The following is a 17,299-nucleotide window of genomic DNA, read 5'->3' on the forward strand; positions in this document are numbered from 1 at the left end:
CCTCAGCCCTTCATGGCGTCGAGCTCGTCGAGCTGGATGCTGGAGCGGTTGCGGTAGACGAGGAGGACCAGCGCGAGCCCCACCCCCACCTCGGCGGCGGCGATGGCGATGACGAACAGCGCGAACACCTGCCCGGTGATCACGTCGTTGTAGGCGCCGAAGGCGATGAGGTTGATGTTGACCGCGTTCAGGATCAGCTCCACCGACATGAGCACCAGCACGGCGTTGCGCCGGGCGAGCACCCCGTAGACCCCGATGCAGAACAGCACCGCGCCCAGGAGCAGGAACTGGTTGAGCAGCACGGCGACCCCTCCCCCTCGCCTTCAGTCCCGCCGGGCCAGCACGATGGCGCCGACCAGCGCCACCAGCAGCAGGGCCCCGACGGCCTGGAAGGGGATGATGTAGTCGGAGAAGATGGCGTTGCCCACCTCGGCGGTGCGCTGGACCCGGACGGGGTCGACCTCGTTGTCGCCGAACGCGTCGATCAGCACGTAGGCGAGGGTGCCGAGGAGCAGCAGCGACACCCCGGCGGCGATCCACCACTGGTCGCTGGTGAGCTCGTCGCTCTTGCCGAGGCGGGCGCGGGTCAGCATCACGCCGAAGAGGATCAGCACGATGATGGCGCCGACGTAGACGAGCACCTGCACGATGGCGGTGAACTCGGCGGCCAGCAGGATGAACTGGGCCGCCATCCCACCGAACACGATCACCAGGTAGAGCGCGGCGTGCACCACGTTCTTGGTGGTGACCACCTTGATGGCGGCGAGGACCATGGCCGCGGCGATGATCCCGAAGAAGACGTTCTGAGCGACCACGGCCTACTTCTTCTTGCCCTTGGTCTCGGCACCGGCCTCGAGCGGCTCGGGCTCGGGGACGGTCTCCATCCATTCGCCGAGACGCTCCTTGTCGTGGAGGAGATCGGCGATCCTCGGCTCTGAGTACTCGTACTCGGGGCTCCAGAAGAGGGCGTCGAACGGACACACCTCGACGCAGATCCCGCAGTACATGCAGAGCGCGTAGTCGATGTCGAAGCGGTCGAGGGCGCTGACGGTGCGGGGCTTCCCGCCCGGCCGCCGGGGCGGGGCCTTCTCCTTGTGGCCCTCGATGTAGATGCACCAGTCGGGGCAGCTGCGCGCGCACAGCATGCAGACGGTGCAGTTCTCCTCCTTGAGGGCGATCACGCCCCGCGCCCGGGTGGGCGGCGCCTCCTTGACGTGCGGGTACTGCACCGTGACCGCCGGCTTCAGCATCGTCTTGAACGTGACGCCGAGCCCCTTCAGCAGCCCGGGGACCTGGGGCATCAGAACACCACCTTGAAGAGGCCGGTGAGGAGGATGTTGAGCAGCGCCAGCTGGACGAGCCACTTCCAGGCGAACTTCTGCAGCTGGTCCTCCCGGAAGCGGGGGTAGCTGAACCGAACCCAGAAGATGATGAAGGCCAGCAGCATGATCTTGGCGAACAGCACCGCCGGGCCCACCAGGTTCATCCACCCGGCGTCGAGGTCGACGTTGGGCAGCCCCCAGCCGCCGAGGAACAGCGTGGCGCCCACCGCCGCGAGGGCGAACGCGGTGCCGAACTCGGCGAGGAAGAAGAACAGGAACCGGAAGCCGGTGTACTCCACGTGGTAGCCGCCCACGACCTCGCTCTCGGCCACCGGCATGTCGAACGGGGTCTGGGTGAGCTCGGCCTGGGCCGCGATCATGAAGATCACGAACCCGATGATCTGGGGGACGACGTAGGGCAGGCCGACGAGGTCGAAGCCGAAGATGGCGCCGTCGGCCTGGGCCGTCACGATGGTCTGGAGGTTCAGGGACCCGGCCTGGATGACGACGCCGATCACGGCGAACACGAGGGGCAGCTCGTAGGCGATCAGCTGGCCGGCGGCGCGCAGGCCGCCGAGCAGCGAGTACTTGTTCGCCGAGGCCCACCCGGCCATGAGCACGCCGATCACCGAGATCGAGGTGGCCGCGAGCGCGAAGAACACGCCGGTGTCGAGGCTCTCGATCACCAGGTCGGGGCCGGCCGGGATCACCGCGAACAGCAGGAACGTGCCCATCATCACGACCAGCGGCGCCAGCGCGAACACCCGCCGGTCGGCCTGGTCGGGGAAGACGTCCTCCTTCTGGAGGAACTTCACGCCGTCGGCGAGCAGCTGCAGGGTGCCGTGCGGGCCGGCCTCCATGGGGCCGAGCCGGCTCTGCATGTGGCTCATCATCTTGAAGAGGAACACGTAGCCGAAGATCAGGGCCGCGGTGGGCACGATGACCACCACCACGAGCATCTTGATGATCGTGGCCTGCCAGTAGGCCAGCTCGACCGCCAGCACGGGGCTCAGCACGCCGCTCACCGGTCGATGTCCCCGAGGATGAAGTAGAGGCTCGCCATGATCGTGATGATGTCGGGCACGTACACGCCTCTCAGCACCCAGGGCAGGATCGAGATGTTGTTGAACGAGGCCGACCGGATCTTCACCCGGAACGGACCGGTGTCGCCCTTGCTCACGACGTAGTAGCCCATCTCGCCGAGCGGGTTCTCCGTCGACACCCAGGCCTCGCCCTCGGGCACCTTGATGATGCGGGGCACCTTGGCCATGATCGGCCCGCTGGGGATGCCGTCGAGGAGCTGGTCGACGATCTTGGACGCCTCACGGGTCTCCTGCAGGCGCACCCAGTAGCGGGCGAACGAGTCGCCGTCGGGGTGCGTCCAGACCTTCCAGTCGACCTCGTTCCAGACCAGCGGGGTGTCGCCGTCGCGGCGCAGGTCCCAGTCGACCCCGCTGGCGCGGATGTTGGCCCCCGACAGGCCGTAGGCGAGTCCGACGTCGGGCGGGATCACCCCCACGCCCCGGCACCGGGCCTCGAAGATCTCGCTCCCCATGAGGAGGTCTTCCATCTCGTCGCAGAACGACCGGACCTTCACCATCACGGCCCTGGTCTCGGCGATCCAGCCCTTCGGGAGGTCGTCCTTGAGCCCGCCGATCCGATCGAAGTTCGGGTGGAAGCGCCCGCCGGTGGCCGCCTCGATCTGGTTGAGGACGTGCTCGCGGTCGCGGAAGGCGTAGAAGACCGGCGTGAGCGCACCCAGCTGCACGCCCATGTCGCCGAGGAACAGGATCACGTTGGCGACGCGGCTCAACTCGAACAGCACCGTGCGGATCCACTGGGCGCGGGGCGGCGCCTCGACGCCCATCAGCTTCTCGGCCGCGAGGATGAACGGCACCTCGTTGGCGAAGCTGCCGAGCCAGTCGATGCGGTTCACCAGGGTGGTGACCTGCGGGTAGCTCCGGACCTCGGTCAGCTTCTCGTAGCCCCGGTGCATGTAGCCCATGACCGGGTCGACCGACACGACCTGCTCGCCGTCGAGACGGGCGATGATGCGCAGCGTGCCGTGCGTGGCCGGGTGCTGCGGACCGATGTTGAGGGTCATGCCCTCGGTCTCGACCTCGACGTTCACGCGGGCATCGGCGGCCTGGCCGGCGATGTAGGCCAGCTGCTGGCGGTCGGTGATGGCGGTCACGCGCCCTCCCCCTCGGCGGTCTCCTCCTCGTCGCCGCCGGGCATGGGCTCGACGTCGACGATGCCCGGCCACGGCTTGACCATGCGGGCGAGGAGCGGGAAGTCCTTGCGGAGCGGATGGCCCTCGAAGTCCGACGGCAGGTAGAGGTTCCGGAGGGCGGGATGCCCGGTGAACTCCACGCCGAACATCTCCCACGTCTCGCGCTCGTGCCAGTTGGCGCCGGCGTAGACGCCCGTCCACGTCTCGATGGCCGGGTGGGCGTCGTCGACGTCGGCCTTCAGGGTGAGCCCGACCTTGCTGGTGACCGAGTACACGCGCGCGAAGACCTGGAACCGGGTGTCGCCGCCGGCCACGCCCTGGACCACCTCGGTGGGGCGCTCGGGAGGCGGCGCGGTGGGGTCGTCCTCACCCCGCCCCCAGGGCGACGGCTGCCAGTCGATGGCCGACAAGAAGCAGAAGTAGTGCATGCCGAGCCGCGAGCGGCAGACCTCGGCGGCGCGGCGCCAGGCCGTGGTCGCCACCCGGACCCACAGGTCGTCGCCGGCGACGAGGTGGGCGTCGAGCAGGTCGGCGCCGAGCTCGCCGGCGAGGGTGTCGAGCACGCCCTGGCGCAGGTGGTCGGTGGGCGTGACCTCCGCTCCGGTCGCCTCCGTCTCGGTGGACACCAGTCGTCGTCTCCCCGACTCAGCCGTTGACCACGATGGGGTCGCCCCGCCAGCGCTCCGCCATGTCCTCGCCCTGGATCCGCTGTTGCAGCATGACGATGCCCTCGAGGAGCGCCTCGGGCCGGGGCGGGCAGCCCGGGACGTACACGTCGACGGGGATGATCTGGTCGACTCCCTTGGTGACCGAGTACGAGTCCCAGTAGGGGCCGCCGCAGTTCGCGCAGGAGCCCATCGAGATCACGTACTTGGGATCGGGCATCTGCTCGTAGAGCCGCCTGATCGCCGGAGCCATCTTGTCGGTCACCGTGCCGGAGATGCACACCAGGTCGGCCTGGCGGGGGCTGGCCGGGAAGGGGATCACCCCGAGGCGCATCACGTCGTAGCGGGGCGACCCGAACGCCGCCCCCATCTCGATGGCGCAGCAGGCCAGACCCCACTGGTAGACCCACAGCGAGTACTTCCGGCTGAGGTTGAGCAGGTGCGTGAGGGGCTTGGGGATGCGCCCCTTCTCGACCAGCCCCATCAGGCGACCGCTCCGCTCAGATCCACCGCAGGACTCCCTTGCGCCAGGCGTAGAGCAGCCCGAGGTCGAGCACGACGACGAACACCGCCATGTTCACGAACCCGAACACGCCCAGCTCGTTCAGCTGCACGGCCCAGGGCACGATGAAGACGGCCTCGATGTCGAACAGCAGGAACATGAGGGCGAACACGTAGTAGCGGATCTGGCTCTGCGACCAGCCGGTGCCCACCGGGTCCACGCCGCTCTCGTAGTTGATGTACTTCTGCGGCTGCGGACGCGTCGGCCGCAGCAGGCGTCCGAGCCCCAGGAGACCGAACACCAGGGCGGCGGCCGCGAGGCCCAGGAACGCCACGGTGAGGTAGGACCGCAAGAAGTCCGACATCGGGGCCAACCCTACAGAAGCCCGCGACGCCGAGGCCAAACCCGCACGGGCGAAGGGACCGGCGGGTCGGGGCGGCTACTCCGAGCAGAAGTAGACGTTCTTCACCTCGGTGTAGTGGTGCAGCGCCTGGAGGCCGAGCTCACGCCCGAGGCCGCTCCGCTTGAACCCCCCGAAGGGCGCCTCGACGTGGACGCTGGCGTTGGAGTTCACCGACAGCACGCCCGTGCGCAACGCCCGGCTGACGCGCAGGGCGCGCCCGAGATCGCGGGTCCAGAGCGAACCGGAGAGACCGTACGGGCTGTCGTTCGCGATGCGGATCGCGTCGGCCTCGTCGTCGAACGGGATGACGCAGGCCACCGGGCCGAAGATCTCCTCCTGCGCCACCCGCATGTCGTTGCCGACGCCGGCCAGCACGGCCGGGGTGAGGAACGAGCCGGCGGCCAGCGGGCCCCGGGTGGGGGCGACGCCGCCGGTGACGAGCTCGGCTCCCTCGTCGACGCCCACCTCGATGTAGCCCGACACCGTGGCCCGCTGGCGCTCGGAGATGAGCGGCCCCATCTCGGTGGTCTCGTCGAGCGGCAGCCCGACCCGCAGGGACGCGGCCCGCGACGCGAACCCGGCCACGAAGGCGTCGTAGGCCGGGCGCTCCACCAGCACCCGGCTGCGCGCACAGCAGTCCTGGCCGGCGTTGTCGAACACCGCCCCCGGCAGGGCGTCGAGGGCTCGCTCCAGGTCGGCGTCGGCGAAGACGATGCACGCCGACTTGCCGCCCAGCTCGAGCGACACGCGCGTGATGTTGTCGGACGACGAGCGCAGGATCTGCGCCCCCGTCGCGGTCTCGCCGGTGAACGACACCTTGGCGATCCGCGGGTCGGCCACCAGCGCGTCGCCCACCTGCGCCCCGGGCCCCGGGATCACGCTGACGCACTCGGGGGGCACGCCCGCGTCGAGCAGCACCTGGCCGAGCAGGAGCGCCGACAGCGGCGTGTACGACGCCGGCTTCAGCACGATCGGGTTGCCGGCCGCCAGGGCCGGGGCGGCCTTCCAGCCGGCGATCATCAGCGGGAAGTTCCACGGCACGATCAGCCCGCAGGGGCCGATGGGGTCGCGCAGCACGACGTCGAGGCCGGGCTTGGAGATCGGGACCACGTCGCCCAGCAGCTTGTCGGCGGCGCCCGCGAAGTACTCGAAGGTGCGTGCGCAGGCCTCGACCTCCCACCGCGCCGAGCCGATCGGCTTGCCGGCGTTGCGGGCCTCGACCTCGGCGATGTCGTCGAGCCGCTCCCGCAGCAGGGTGGCCACGCGGTGGAGCACCCGGCCGCGCCCCGTCGCCGTGAGCCGCGGCCACGGCCCCTGCTCGAACGCCCGGGTGGCCGCGGCGACCGCGGCCTCCACGTCGGGGAGGCCGGCCCGCGCCACCTCGGCCAGGGCGCCCCCCGTGGCCGGCTCGTGCACGGTGGAGGTGGCACCGTCGGCCGCCGGCCTGGTCGTGCCACCGATGAGCAGGTCGGTCACCAGCGCCGGGCCCATGGGGGCATCATACGGAGCCACCGCGAGCGGGCCCGGGGCCCCGGGAGGTCCGGTCGCAGCGGTCCGCGCGAGCCGCGCGGCGACGACGGGAGGCGCAGATGGGCGACAGGCTGGCCGGCAAGGTGGCCTTGATCACGGGCGCGGCCAGCGGCATGGGCCGGGTGGCGGCGCACCTGTTCGCCGCCGAGGGCGCACGGGTCGTGGTGTCGGACGTGGTCGTCGAGCCGGGCCAGGCCACGGTGGCCGAGCTCCGCGCCGCCGGGCACGAGGCCGCCTTCGTCCGGGCCGACGTGTCGCGGGCCGACGAGGCCGAGGCCATGGTGGCCGGCGCGCTCCAGGCGTTCGGCGCCCTGCACGTGCTCTACAACAACGCCGGCATCTTCCCGGCCGACGACGACGGCCCCACCACCACCCCCGAGGAGACGTGGGACCGCGTGATGGCCGTCAACCTGAAGGGCGTGTGGCTCGGCTGCCGGTACGGCATCCCGGCGATGCTGGCCTCGGGCGGCGGATCGATCGTGAACGTGGCGTCGTTCGTCGCGCTGGTGGGAGCGGCCACGCCGCAGATCGCCTACACGTCGAGCAAGGGGGGCGTGCTGGCCATGACACGCGAGATCGCGGTCGAGTACGGCCGCTCCGGCATCCGGGCCAACGCCCTGTGCCCCGGCCCGGTGGAGACGCCGCTGCTCGCCGAGCTGATGTCCGACCCGGCCCGTCGCCAGCGTCGGCTCGTGCACATCCCCATGGGCAGGCTGGGCCGGGCCGAGGAGATCGCGCGGGCGGCGCTCTTCCTGGCGTGCGACGACTCCTCGTTCATGACCGGGGCGGCCCTCGTCGTCGATGGAGGAATCACGGCGGCCTACACCACGCCTGAGTAAGAATCCCCTCGCGGAGACCGGGCTCGGGGGAGCCCGGCCGAGGGAGGGGCCATGGCCCACGTGCCTGCCGAGCGCACCGACGACCGGGATCGGCAGCGGCTCCACGAGATGGGCTACGCCCAGGAGCTGCTCCGCAAGATGGGTGGCTTCTCCAACTTCGCGGTCTCGTTCACGATCATCTCGATCCTGTCGGGCTGCCTCACCCTCTACGGGTTCGGCATGAACGCCGGCGGACCCGTGGTCATGGCCATCGGCTGGCCGCTCGTCGGCCTGCTCGTCACGCTCGTCGGCCTGTCGATGGCCGAGGTGTGCTCCAGCTACCCCACCGCCGGCGGCCTCTACTACTGGTCGGCCAAGCTGGCCAAGCGCAACGCACCGGCATGGAGCTGGTTCACCGGCTGGTTCAACCTGCTCGGGCAGGTGGCGGTCACCGCCGGCATCGACTTCGGGCTCGCCAGCTTCCTTGGCGCCTACCTGAACCTGGCCTTCGGGATGGAGATCACGCGGCCCCGCATCATCATCATCTACGGGGTGGTCCTTCTGCTCCACGGGCTGCTCAACACCTTCGGCGTGCGGCTGGTGGCGCTGTTCAACGACGTGAGCGTCTGGTGGCACATCCTCGGCGTGGTGGTCATCGTCGGGTCGCTCCTGCTCTTCTCCGACGACCTGCAGTCGCCGAAGGCGGTGTTCACCACCTTCGTCAACAACACCGGCTGGGAATTCAAGGGCTCCGGGCTGTACGTCTTCCTGATCGGGCTCCTGCTCGCCCAGTACACGTTCACCGGCTACGACGCCTCGGCCCACATGACCGAGGAGACCAGGGCCGCCGACGTGGCCGGACCCCGCGGGATCGTCATGTCGATCGTCGTGTCCCTCCTCGCCGGCTGGGTCCTGCTCGTCGGCATCACGATGGCGATCCCGGGGCAGCTCGGCCTCGACGGCTCGGGCTACCAGTCGGCGCTGAACTCCCCCACGGGCGTTCCCCCCGTCCAGATCTTCATCGATGCGCTCGGGCGCAACTTCGGCGAGGTGCTCCTGCTGATCGTGATCGGCGCCCAGTTCTTCTGCGGCATGGCCTCGGTCACCGCCAACAGCCGCATGCTCTACGCCTTCGCCCGTGACGGCGCCGTGCCGGCCCACCGGCTCTGGCACCGGATCAACCCGCGGACCCGCACGCCCACCAACTCGATCTGGTTCTGCGCGGTCTTCGCCTTCGTGCTCGGCCTGCCCTACCTGTACAGCCCCACCGCCTACTTCGCGGTCACCTCCATCGCGGTGATCGGGCTCTACATCGCCTACATCATCCCGATCTTCCTGCGGCTCCGGGCGGGCGACAGCTTCCAGAGGGGCCCCTGGCACCTCGGCCGGTGGAGCAAGCCCGTGGGATGGGCCGCGGTCGTGTGGGTGCTGTTCATCAGCGTGCTCTTCTGCCTCCCGCAGTTCAGCCCGGTCACGGTGGACACGTTCAACTACGCGCCGGTGGCCGTGGGCGTCGTCGCCCTGTTCGCAGGGGTCTGGTGGGTCGTGTCGGCCCGGAGGTGGTTCACCGGGCCGAAGGTGCAGGGCACCCGGGAGGAGCTGGAGGCCATCGAGCACGAGCTCGAGAGCATCGCCTGAGCGGCCCGGCGGTCGGTCCCCGCGATCGTCCTGAGCACGCGGGAGGCCGTTCGACGGCGCCCCGCGTGCACAGAACGCGGGCGATCGGGCGTCAGCCTCGGATGATGGCCACCGGGCACACGGCGTGGTGCGCCACCTGGTGGCTCACCGAGCCCAGGAGCAGCGAGGCGAAGCCGCCGTGCCCCCGGGATCCCACGACCAGCAGGTCGGCGCCGTCGGCCGCCTCGAGGAGCGCCGCCGCGGGGCCGCCCTCGACGAGCCGGCCGTGGACGGCCACGCTGTGGTCGTCGCCCAGCTCGGCGCGGAACCGGTCCATCGCCGCCTCGAGGGCCTGGGCCGCCTCGAGCTCCATGTCGTCGGATGGCTCCGACATCCCGGTGCGCCGACCCCGGTACGGGTAGGTCCACACCATCACCACGTCGAGCTCGTCACCCCGCAGCTTCGCCTCCTGGTGCGCCCACCGCAGCGCGGCCAAGGAGCCCTCCGACCCGTCGACCCCGACGACGATCCTGCCCACGGCGACCTCCCCTCCCGGTCGAGCCCCCGCATTCTGCCCCCCCGGGGGCCGCCCGCGACGACCACCCGCTCCCGGCCCGGACCCGATCGCCCGGAACACCCCCGGGCGCGGGCGCGTACGCTCCACCACGCCCCGCCGCGACGACCGCAGGAGACCTCCCGATGGCCCGAGGACTGCTCGACCTGCCCACCCTCGCCGACCTCGTCGACCGGGGCGACGTCGACACGGTGCTGGTGGTGTTCCCCGACCTCCAGGGCCGCTTCATGGGGAAGCGGGTCATGGGCCACTTCTTCTGCGACCACGTCGTCGGGGAGGGGACCGAGAACTGCAACTACCTGCTCGCCGTCGACGTCGACATGACCCCGCTGCCGGGCTACCGCTACGCCAACTGGGACCTGGGCTACGGCGACTTCAAGGCCGTCCCCGACCTGTCCACCCTCCGCCTGGTCCCCTGGCTCGAGAAGACCGCCCTGGTCGTCTGCGACCTGGTCGACACCGAGAGCGGCGAGCCGGTGGAGGTGTCGCCCCGCCAGATCCTGCGCCGCCAGGTGGAGCGGGCCCGGGCTCTCGGCCTGTCGGTGATGTGCGGCTCCGAGGTCGAGTTCTTCCTGTTCCGTGAGAGCTTCGAGGAGGCCAGCGCCAAGGGGTACCGCGGCCTCTCGCCCCACGCCGACTACATCGAGGACTACCACATCCTCCAGACGACGAAGGACGAGTACCTCATCCGCCAGATCCGCAACGGCATGGACGCCGCTGGCGTGCCGGTCGAGTTCTCGAAGGGCGAGGCCGGCAACGGCCAGCACGAGATCAACCTGCGCTACGCGGACGCCCTGACCATGGCCGACCGCCACACCATCTACAAGAACGGCGCCAAGGAGATCGCGGCGCTCAACGGCCGCTCGATCACCTTCATGGCCAAGTACGACTTCGCCGAGGTGGGATCCAGCTGCCACGTCCACTCCAGCATCTGGGACGCGGCCGGCGAGCGGTCGCTCACCTCCGACGAGGCCGCCCCCCACCACCTGAGCGACACCTTCCGCTGGTACCTGGGCGGCCTGCTCGCCACCGCCCGCCAGTTCGCCTGGTGCTTCGCCCCGTACGTGAACTCGTACAAGCGCTACCAGCCCGACTCCTGGGCGCCCACGGCGGTCGCATGGGCCCGCGACAACCGCACCGTGGGCCTGCGTGTCGTCGGCCACGGCTCCGGGCTGCGCGTCGAGTCCCGCATCCCCGGCGCCGACGCCAACCCCTACCTGGCCTTCGCGGCGACCATCGCCGGCGGGCTCTGGGGCATCGAGCAGCGCGTCGAGCCGCCCGCCATCTTCGAGGGCAACGGCTACACCGCCGAGGGCGTGCCGCGCGTGCCGTGGAACCTCGTCGAGGCCATCGGCGAGCTGGAGCGCAGCGAGGTGGCGGCGGCCGCGTTCGGCCCCGACGTGCACCACCACCTGCTCAACACCGCCTACCAGGAGTGGGCCACCTTCAATCGGGCGGTCACCGACTGGGAGCTCCGCCGCAACTTCGAGCGGATCTGAGCGAGGCCGTGGCCCGCCCCCTCGTCGGGCTCTCCGCCCGCCACGTGCCGGTCACCCGGCTCGGCGGCTGGCGCACCGACGCCGCGGCCGGAGGCCGGCTCTACGTGGACGCCCTCGATCGGGCCGGCGCCGCCGTCGCGCTGCTGCCGGCCGTGGCCCCGGAGGCCGTCGCCGACCTGGTCGCGCACCTCGACGGCCTGGTGCTCCAGGGCGGGGGCGACCTGAACCCGGCCACTTACGGCCAGGAGGCGATCGAGACCGTCTACGGCGTCGACGACCCCACCGACGTCTTCGAGCTGGCGCTGGTGCGGGCGGCCATCGCCGCAGGGGTTCCGACCCTCGCCGTGTGCCGTGGGATCCAGGTGCTGAACGTGGCCCTCGGGGGCTCGCTCCACCAGCACATCGGCGGGCGGCCCGGCCTGGGCGACCACGGCGCGCCCGGCGTGGCCGGGGGCGGCTCCCGCACGCCGGTGAGACTGGAGCCGGGCTCGCTGGCGGCCGTGGCGGCCGGCGCCACCGACGTGGTGGGGTCGTGCCATCACCACCAGGCCCTCGACCGCATCGGCGAGGGCCTCACCGTCACCGGCCGGGCCCCCGACGGGGTCGTCGAGGCGGTCCAGCTGGACGGCGCGGCGTGGGTCGTGGGGGTGCAGTGGCACCCCGAGGACACGGCCGCCACCGACCCGGCGCAGCACGGCCTGTTCGCCGAGCTGGTGCGCCGGGCCGCCGGCCGCTAGCGGCCGGCCACCAGCACGGGCACGGCGTCGCGGGCGAAGTCGATCACCGCGGTGGGGGCCACGCCGACCACCACGGTGAAGCCCACGGTGAACGCCAGCCCCACGCCCACGGCCCAGGGGATGCGCGGCTTCGTCGTCGGTGCCGCCTCGCCCACGTCGGGGAAGAACGCGGTCTCGTCGTCGGCCGGGAAGAACATGGCGACCACGATCCGCAGGTACAGGAACGACGCGATCACGGCCGAGAGCATGGCGACCACGGCCAGGGAGTAGGACTCCACCTCGACCGCCGAGTCGATCACGTAGAACTTGGCGAGGAAGCCCGCCGTCCCGGGGATGCCGGCCTGCGACAGCAGCAGGATGAGGAAGCCGACGGCCAGCACCGGGCTGCGCCGGGCCAGGCCCCGGTAGTCGTCGACGCGGTGGTGCGAGTCGCCCGCTCGACCGATGAGGGTGACCACGCCGAACGTCCCGAGCACCATCACCGCATAGGTGAGCAGGTAGAACAGCGCTGCCGCCGTGCCCGTGGGGGTGCCGGCCTGCACGGCCACCAGCACGAAGCCGGCGTGGCTGATCGACGAGTAGGCCAGCATCCGCTTCACGTTCGTCTGGACGACCGCGAGGGTGGAGCCGACCAGCAGCGTGAGGACGGCGAGCACCCAGATGATCGGCCGCCAGTCGACGCGGTACGGCTCGAGGGTCAGGTAGAAGACGCGCAGCAGCGCCGCGAACCCGGCGGCCTTGGCCGCCGACGCCATGAAGCCGGTGACCGGTGACGGCGAGCCCTGGTACACGTCGGGCGTCCACGCCTGGAACGGCACGGCTGACACCTTGAACCCGAAGCCCACCAGCATCAGGGCCATGCCGGCCAGGAGCACGCCGTTGTCGAGCAGCACGTTCTTGGCCAGGAAGTCGGCGATGAACGCGAGGTTGGTGGAGCCGGTGGCCCCGTAGGTGAGGGCGATGCCGTACAGGAGGAAGGCCGACGAGAAGGCGCCGAGCACGAAGTACTTGAGGGCGGCCTCCTGCGACTGGAGGCGCCGGACGTGGAAGCCGGCGAGCACGTACAGCGCCAGCGAGAGGGTCTCGAGGCCGAGGAACAGCACGATCAGGTCGTCGGCCGACGCCATGACCATGGCGCCGATCGCGGCGAGCATCAGCAGCGCGTAGAACTCGGGGCCGGCCAGCCGCTCGCGCCGCAGGTAGTCGTCGGCGAACAACGAGGCGAGGATCACCGCTCCGGAGAACAGGATCCAGAAGAAGGTCGAGAAGCCGTCGATGCCGACGGCGCCCGCGACGACGGAACGGGGCCCCTCGTCGAGAACGTCGTCCCACAGGGCGAACGAGAGCACGAGCGACGCCGCCGCGGTGGCGACCGTGAGGATCGCCCAGGTGCCCGGAGCGGCCCGGTCCCGCACCAGCGCCGACGCCACGATCACCAGCAGGGCGCCGCCCAGCAGCACGAGCATGGGCGAGATGTCGAACCAGGGGATGTCGGGCACGTCGACGCGGCCGGCGGTCTGGGCCAGCAGGTGGAGGGCGGCCACGTCAGTCACCCCCCTTCAGCGAGACCTCGGGTTGGCGGTAGTCGGAGTTGAGCTCGACGTGCTCGAGGAGCTTCTTCACCGAGGGCTCGATCCGGTCGAGCACCGGCTTCGGGTAGAGGCCGATGAAGACCATCAGCGCCACGAGCGGCGCGATCACGAGCCCCTCCTTCAGCTTCAGGTCGGGGAGGTTGCGGTTGGCCTCGTCGGGCTCGCCGTGGAACACCCGTTGGTAGGCCCAGAGCATGTAGACCGCCGCCACGATCACCCCGACGACGGCGACGACGGCCCACCACCGGGCCGAGACGAACGTGCCGACCAGCACCAGGAACTCGCCCACGAAGCCGTTGAGCCCGGGCACCCCGATCGAGGCCAGCATCGACACGGTGAACACGCCCGCGATGATCGGGATCGACGTCTGCAGGCCCTTGAGGTCGGCCATCTCGTAGCTGTGCCGGCGCTCGTACAGGTAGTGCAGCAGGATGAAGAGGGCGCCCGTGGTGATGCCGTGGTTCACCATCACCAGCACCCCGCCGGTGAGGCCCTGGGTGGTGAGGGCGAAGATGCCGAGCACGACGAAGCCCATGTGGGCGACCGACGAGTACGCCACCAGACGCTTGATGTTGTGCTGCATCGCGGCGACGACCCCGCCGTAGACGATGCCGACGGTGCCGAGGGTCATCATGAGGGGGGCGAAGAACACCGACGCCTCGGGGAACAGGTAGAGCCCGAAGCGCACCATGCCGTAGCTGCCCAGCTTGAGCATGACGGCGGCCAGGTCGACCGAGCCCGCGGTGGGGGCCTCGGTGTGGGCGTCGGGCAGCCAGGTGTGCACCGGGAAGAGCGGCGTCTTCACCGCGAAGGCGATGCCGAAGGCGAGGAAGATCCAGCGGCCGGCGTTGCCGATCACGTTCTGGCTCTCGGCCAGGGCGACCATGTCGAACGAGACCACGCCGGTCGCCCGAGCGTTCAGCGCCACCAGGGCGATCAGGCCGACGAGCATGAAGGCCGACCCGAACAGCGTGTAGAGGATGAACTTGGTGGCGGCGTACAGCCGCCGCTTGTAGCCCCAGCCCGCGATCAGGAAGTACAGCGGGATGATCGTGAGCTCGAAGAAGACGAAGAACAGGAACAGGTCGAGCGCGAGGAACACCCCCAGCGCCGAGGCCTCGCTCAGGAGCAGCCACACCGTGTAGGGCTTCTCCTGCTTCACCGGGTCGGAGCCGGCCATCAGGATCGGGAACATCAGGCCGGTGAGCACCACCATGAACAGCGAGATGCCGTCGACGCCGACGTACCACGAGATCCCGAACGGTTCGATCCACACGTGCCGCGACACGAACTGGAACCCGGGGTCGGACTGGTCGAACTGGGTCAGCAGGTAGATGCACAGGGCCAGCGTGGCGATGGAGAAGGCGAAGCCGACCAGCCGGATGATGCCCGGGTAGCGCTTCGAGATCAGCAGCACCACCAGCGCGCCGATGGCCGGCGTGGCGATGATCGCGGTGAGGAGCGGGAACGACGGCTCCACGTCAGACCCCCCCGGCGATCACGAACCAGCCGAGCAGCAGCGCCGCTCCCACCGCGATGCCCAGGGCGTACCCGCGCACGTAGCCGCTCTGCAGCCTCCGCAGCACCCGCCCGGTGGCGAGTGTGGCCACGCCGGCCCCGTTGACGACGCCGTCGACGCCCTTGGCGTCGACCTCCCACGCCACGAAGTCCCAGCTGGCCCGGCCGGGGTGGTCGACCGTCCAGGCGATGCTCTCGTCGTAGTAGAAGCCGCGCTCGAGCACCTTCGGCTCCACCTTGCTGGCCGGGACGCGCTGCTTCAGGAAGATCAGCGCGGCCGTGCCGATGCCCGCGAACGCGACCACGGCCGAGATGATCGGCCCGGCCCACTTCCATGCGGTCGACGGGTGGTAGGAGCTGAGCGCCGACTCGAACACCGGGTCGAGCCACCGGGAGAGGTGCTCGGTGGCGGAGCTGAACGGCAGCTCGAGCACCCCGCCGACGGCGGCCAGCACGGCCAGCACGGCCAGCGGGACCCACATCACCCACGGCGACTCGTGCGGGCCGCCGCCGTGCCCCTCGCCGTGCCCCTCGCCGTGGACGTCGGGCGCCGGGGCGTCGGGCGCCGGGGCGGCGGCCGACCCGCCGGCGGCGGCGCCCACGACGGCCGGCTCGGGGGCCTCCTCCGTGCCCTCCCACCGTGGCTTGCCGTAGAACACCAGGAAGACCTGCCGGCTCATGTAGTAGGCGGTGAAGAAGGCCGCGGTCAGCCCGACGAGGTACAGGGCCGGGCTCTTGCCCCACGAGTACAGGAGGATCTCGTCCTTCGACCAGAAGCCGGCCAGCGGCGGCACGCCCGAGATGGCCAGCGCGGCGACGATGAAGCACAGGGCGGTGATGGGCATGTACTTGCGCAGCCCGCCCATGTGCCGCATGTCCTGGTCGTGGTGCATGCCGTGGACGATCACGGAGCCGGCGCCGAGGAACAGCGCCCCCTTCATGAAGGCGTGGGTGAGCACGTGGAAGACCGCGAAGACGTACTCGGCCGAGCCGACGGCGATGAACATGTAGCCCAGCTGGCTGACGGTGCAGAAGGCGAGCACCTTCTTGATGTCCTGCTGGGAGGTGGCGATGAGCGCACCCACCAGCGCGGTGAGGGCACCGATCCAGGCGATCGCCATGCCCACGTCGGGCACCTCGGCCAGCACCGGGGCGACGCGGCACATCAGGTAGACGCCGGCGGTCACCATGGTGGCCGCGTGGATGAGGGCCGAGACGGGGGTGGGGCCCTGCATGGCGTCGGGAAGCCACACGAACAGCGGGATCTGGGCCGACTTGCCGATGGCGCCCACCATCAGGAGCAGGCAGATCGCCGCCGCGGTCACGGTGGCCATCTGGCCGGCCGCCTCGTTCAGGTCGAGGTACCGCACCGATCCGATGGTGGCGAACACCAGGAAGATCGCCAGCATGAAGCCCGCGTCACCGATCCGGTTGGTGACGAAGGCCTTCTTGCCCGCCACCGGCGGGTCGTCGCGGGTGAACCAGAAGGCGATGAGCAGGTAGGAGCAGACCCCCACGCCCTCCCACCCGAGGAACGTGACCACGAGGTTGTCGCCCATGACCAGCACGAGCATCGCCAGGACGAACAGGTTCAGGTACGTGAAGAAGGTGTGGAACTTCTCGTCGCCGTGCATGTACCCGATGGAGAACATGTGGATCAGCGCCCCGACGCCCGTGACGAGCAGCATCCAGGTGACGGAGAGCGGATCGACGAGGAAGGCGAGGTCGACCGAGAAGCCCCCGACCGGCATCCACGTGAAGAGCGTCTGGGTGAAGATGCGCTCCTCGGCGGGCTCGCCCACGAGGCCGGCGAAGACCACCAGCGACACGAAGAAGGCGGCGGCGATGATGGCGGTGGCGAACCACCCGGCCCAGGGCTCACCCATGCGCCTGCCGAACAGCAGGAGCACGATGAACCCGGCGAGGGGCAGGGCCGGCACCAACCACGCGACGTCGAGCACGCTGGCCTCCCTCAGCCCTTGAGGAGGGCGATGTCGTCGGCCGTGGCCCCCGGGCGGCGCCGCATGATGGCCACGATGATCCCGAGGCCCACCACCACCTCGGCCGCGGCCACAACCAGCACGAAGAACACGACCGTCTGGCCACCGACGTCGTCGAGCGCTCTCGAGAAGGCCACGAAGGTGAGGGTCACCGCGTTGAGCATCAGCTCGACGCACATGAACATCACGAGCGGGTTGCGGCGCACCAGCAGCCCGAACGCGCCGACGCAGAACAGCACGGCGCCCAGCAGCAGATACCAGTTCTCGGTGACCCTCACCTCAGACTCCC

18 protein-coding genes are annotated in these 17,299 nt (G+C 70.4%); 4 read left to right on the top strand and 14 right to left on the bottom strand.

Annotation, left to right across the window (positions count from 1 at the left end; genetic code table 11):
- Positions 1 to 2 precede the first annotated feature (2 nt).
- The 9 genes from nuoK (IPM45_08825) to IPM45_08865 form a co-directional block, all read right to left on the bottom strand.
- Positions 3 to 302, bottom strand: a complete 300-nt coding sequence (nuoK, locus tag IPM45_08825; GenBank protein ID MBK9179655.1) for an NADH-quinone oxidoreductase subunit NuoK — start codon at positions 300 to 302, stop codon at positions 3 to 5.
- A 21-nt stretch (positions 303 to 323) separates the two neighbouring features.
- A complete protein-coding gene (locus tag IPM45_08830) occupies positions 324 to 815 on the bottom strand; it encodes an NADH-quinone oxidoreductase subunit J (GenBank protein MBK9179656.1) in 492 nt (163 codons plus the stop codon).
- Between the two features lie 3 nt (positions 816 to 818).
- The gene (locus IPM45_08835) at positions 819 to 1,301 is read right to left on the bottom strand and encodes an NADH-quinone oxidoreductase subunit I (GenBank protein ID MBK9179657.1); all 483 of its coding nucleotides are present in this window, start codon (positions 1,299 to 1,301) and stop codon (positions 819 to 821) included.
- The gene (locus IPM45_08840; GenBank protein MBK9179658.1) at positions 1,301 to 2,281 is read right to left on the bottom strand and encodes an NADH-quinone oxidoreductase subunit H; all 981 of its coding nucleotides are present in this window, start codon (positions 2,279 to 2,281) and stop codon (positions 1,301 to 1,303) included. Before IPM45_08840 ends, IPM45_08835 begins: the two co-directional genes overlap by 1 nt.
- A 62-nt stretch (positions 2,282 to 2,343) precedes the next feature.
- On the bottom strand, positions 2,344 to 3,516 hold the full coding sequence (locus tag IPM45_08845) for an NADH-quinone oxidoreductase subunit D (GenBank protein MBK9179659.1): 1,173 nt from the start codon (positions 3,514 to 3,516) through the stop codon (positions 2,344 to 2,346).
- The gene (locus IPM45_08850; protein ID MBK9179660.1) at positions 3,513 to 4,181 is read right to left on the bottom strand and encodes an NADH-quinone oxidoreductase subunit C; all 669 of its coding nucleotides are present in this window, start codon (positions 4,179 to 4,181) and stop codon (positions 3,513 to 3,515) included. Before IPM45_08850 ends, IPM45_08845 begins: the two co-directional genes overlap by 4 nt.
- Positions 4,182 to 4,200: 19 nt before the next feature.
- Positions 4,201 to 4,704 carry an NADH-quinone oxidoreductase subunit B gene (locus tag IPM45_08855; protein MBK9179661.1) on the bottom strand — a complete coding sequence of 168 codons (504 nt, stop codon included), beginning with the start codon at positions 4,702 to 4,704 and terminating at the stop codon, positions 4,201 to 4,203.
- Positions 4,705 to 4,720: 16 nt separating this feature from the next.
- Positions 4,721 to 5,086 carry an NADH-quinone oxidoreductase subunit A gene (locus IPM45_08860; GenBank protein ID MBK9179662.1) on the bottom strand — a complete coding sequence of 122 codons (366 nt, stop codon included), beginning with the start codon at positions 5,084 to 5,086 and terminating at the stop codon, positions 4,721 to 4,723.
- Between the two features lie 75 nt (positions 5,087 to 5,161).
- Positions 5,162 to 6,616, bottom strand: a complete 1,455-nt coding sequence (locus tag IPM45_08865; protein MBK9179663.1) for an aldehyde dehydrogenase — start codon at positions 6,614 to 6,616, stop codon at positions 5,162 to 5,164.
- A gap of 98 nt (positions 6,617 to 6,714) precedes the next feature.
- Here IPM45_08865 and IPM45_08870 point away from each other — a divergent pair, with 98 nt between their 5' ends.
- Positions 6,715 to 7,494 carry a glucose 1-dehydrogenase gene (locus IPM45_08870; GenBank protein MBK9179664.1) on the top strand — a complete coding sequence of 260 codons (780 nt, stop codon included), beginning with the start codon at positions 6,715 to 6,717 and terminating at the stop codon, positions 7,492 to 7,494.
- 138 nt (positions 7,495 to 7,632) lie between these two features.
- Positions 7,633 to 9,111, top strand: a complete 1,479-nt coding sequence (locus tag IPM45_08875) for an amino acid permease (protein ID MBK9179665.1) — start codon at positions 7,633 to 7,635, stop codon at positions 9,109 to 9,111.
- A 91-nt stretch (positions 9,112 to 9,202) separates the two neighbouring features.
- Here the strand turns inward: IPM45_08875 and IPM45_08880 are convergent, their stop codons facing one another.
- On the bottom strand, positions 9,203 to 9,619 hold the full coding sequence (locus tag IPM45_08880) for a universal stress protein (GenBank protein ID MBK9179666.1): 417 nt from the start codon (positions 9,617 to 9,619) through the stop codon (positions 9,203 to 9,205).
- 170 nt (positions 9,620 to 9,789) lie between these two features.
- Between IPM45_08880 and IPM45_08885 the strand changes: the two genes are divergently transcribed.
- Both IPM45_08885 and IPM45_08890 read left to right on the top strand, forming a co-directional pair.
- Positions 9,790 to 11,163 carry a glutamine synthetase gene (locus IPM45_08885; protein ID MBK9179667.1) on the top strand — a complete coding sequence of 458 codons (1,374 nt, stop codon included), beginning with the start codon at positions 9,790 to 9,792 and terminating at the stop codon, positions 11,161 to 11,163.
- Complete coding sequence (locus IPM45_08890; protein MBK9179668.1) at positions 11,160 to 11,900, top strand: gamma-glutamyl-gamma-aminobutyrate hydrolase family protein; 741 nt, start codon at positions 11,160 to 11,162, stop codon at positions 11,898 to 11,900. Before IPM45_08885 ends, IPM45_08890 begins: the two co-directional genes overlap by 4 nt.
- Here IPM45_08890 and IPM45_08895 read toward each other — a convergent pair.
- Genes IPM45_08895 through nuoK (IPM45_08910) form a run of 4 tightly spaced genes read right to left on the bottom strand, consistent with a single transcriptional unit; the run spans position 11,897 to position 17,288 of the window.
- A complete protein-coding gene (locus IPM45_08895) occupies positions 11,897 to 13,453 on the bottom strand; it encodes an NADH-quinone oxidoreductase subunit N (protein MBK9179669.1) in 1,557 nt (518 codons plus the stop codon). The two genes, IPM45_08890 and IPM45_08895, sit on opposite strands and share 4 nt — an antisense overlap.
- Positions 13,446 to 14,972, bottom strand: coding sequence for an NADH-quinone oxidoreductase subunit M (locus tag IPM45_08900; GenBank protein ID MBK9179670.1), 1,527 nt, complete (start codon positions 14,970 to 14,972; stop codon positions 13,446 to 13,448). The genes IPM45_08895 and IPM45_08900 overlap by 8 nt, the downstream gene beginning before the upstream one ends.
- 1 nt (position 14,973) lies before the next feature.
- Positions 14,974 to 16,971 carry an NADH-quinone oxidoreductase subunit L gene (gene nuoL / locus IPM45_08905; protein ID MBK9179671.1) on the bottom strand — a complete coding sequence of 666 codons (1,998 nt, stop codon included), beginning with the start codon at positions 16,969 to 16,971 and terminating at the stop codon, positions 14,974 to 14,976.
- 11 nt (positions 16,972 to 16,982) lie between these two features.
- Positions 16,983 to 17,288 carry an NADH-quinone oxidoreductase subunit NuoK gene (nuoK, locus tag IPM45_08910; GenBank protein ID MBK9179672.1) on the bottom strand — a complete coding sequence of 102 codons (306 nt, stop codon included), beginning with the start codon at positions 17,286 to 17,288 and terminating at the stop codon, positions 16,983 to 16,985.
- Between the last annotated feature and the right edge of the window lie 11 nt (positions 17,289 to 17,299).

The sequence above is a fragment of the Acidimicrobiales bacterium genome (assembly GCA_016716005.1).
Lineage (GTDB): Bacteria > Actinomycetota > Acidimicrobiia > Acidimicrobiales > JADJXE01 > JADJXE01.

Bases quoted from the DNA above. Each gene is read 5' to 3' on its own strand.
- IPM45_08835 (MBK9179657.1), bottom strand. From the start codon at position 1,301: ATGCCCCAGGTCCCCGGGCTGCTGAAGGGGCTCGGCGTCACGTTCAAG.
- IPM45_08840 (MBK9179658.1), bottom strand. From the start codon at position 2,281: ATGCTCGTGGTGGTGGTCATCGTGCCCACCGCGGCCCTGATCTTCGGC.
- IPM45_08855 (MBK9179661.1), bottom strand. From the start codon at position 4,704: ATGGGGCTGGTCGAGAAGGGGCGCATCCCCAAGCCCCTCACGCACCTG.
- IPM45_08860 (MBK9179662.1), bottom strand. From the start codon at position 5,086: ATGTCGGACTTCTTGCGGTCCTACCTCACCGTGGCGTTCCTGGGCCTC.
- IPM45_08865 (MBK9179663.1), bottom strand. From the start codon at position 6,616: ATGGGCCCGGCGCTGGTGACCGACCTGCTCATCGGTGGCACGACCAGG.
- IPM45_08870 (MBK9179664.1), top strand. From the start codon at position 6,715: ATGGGCGACAGGCTGGCCGGCAAGGTGGCCTTGATCACGGGCGCGGCC.
- IPM45_08875 (MBK9179665.1), top strand. From the start codon at position 7,633: ATGGGTGGCTTCTCCAACTTCGCGGTCTCGTTCACGATCATCTCGATC.
- IPM45_08885 (MBK9179667.1), top strand. From the start codon at position 9,790: ATGGCCCGAGGACTGCTCGACCTGCCCACCCTCGCCGACCTCGTCGAC.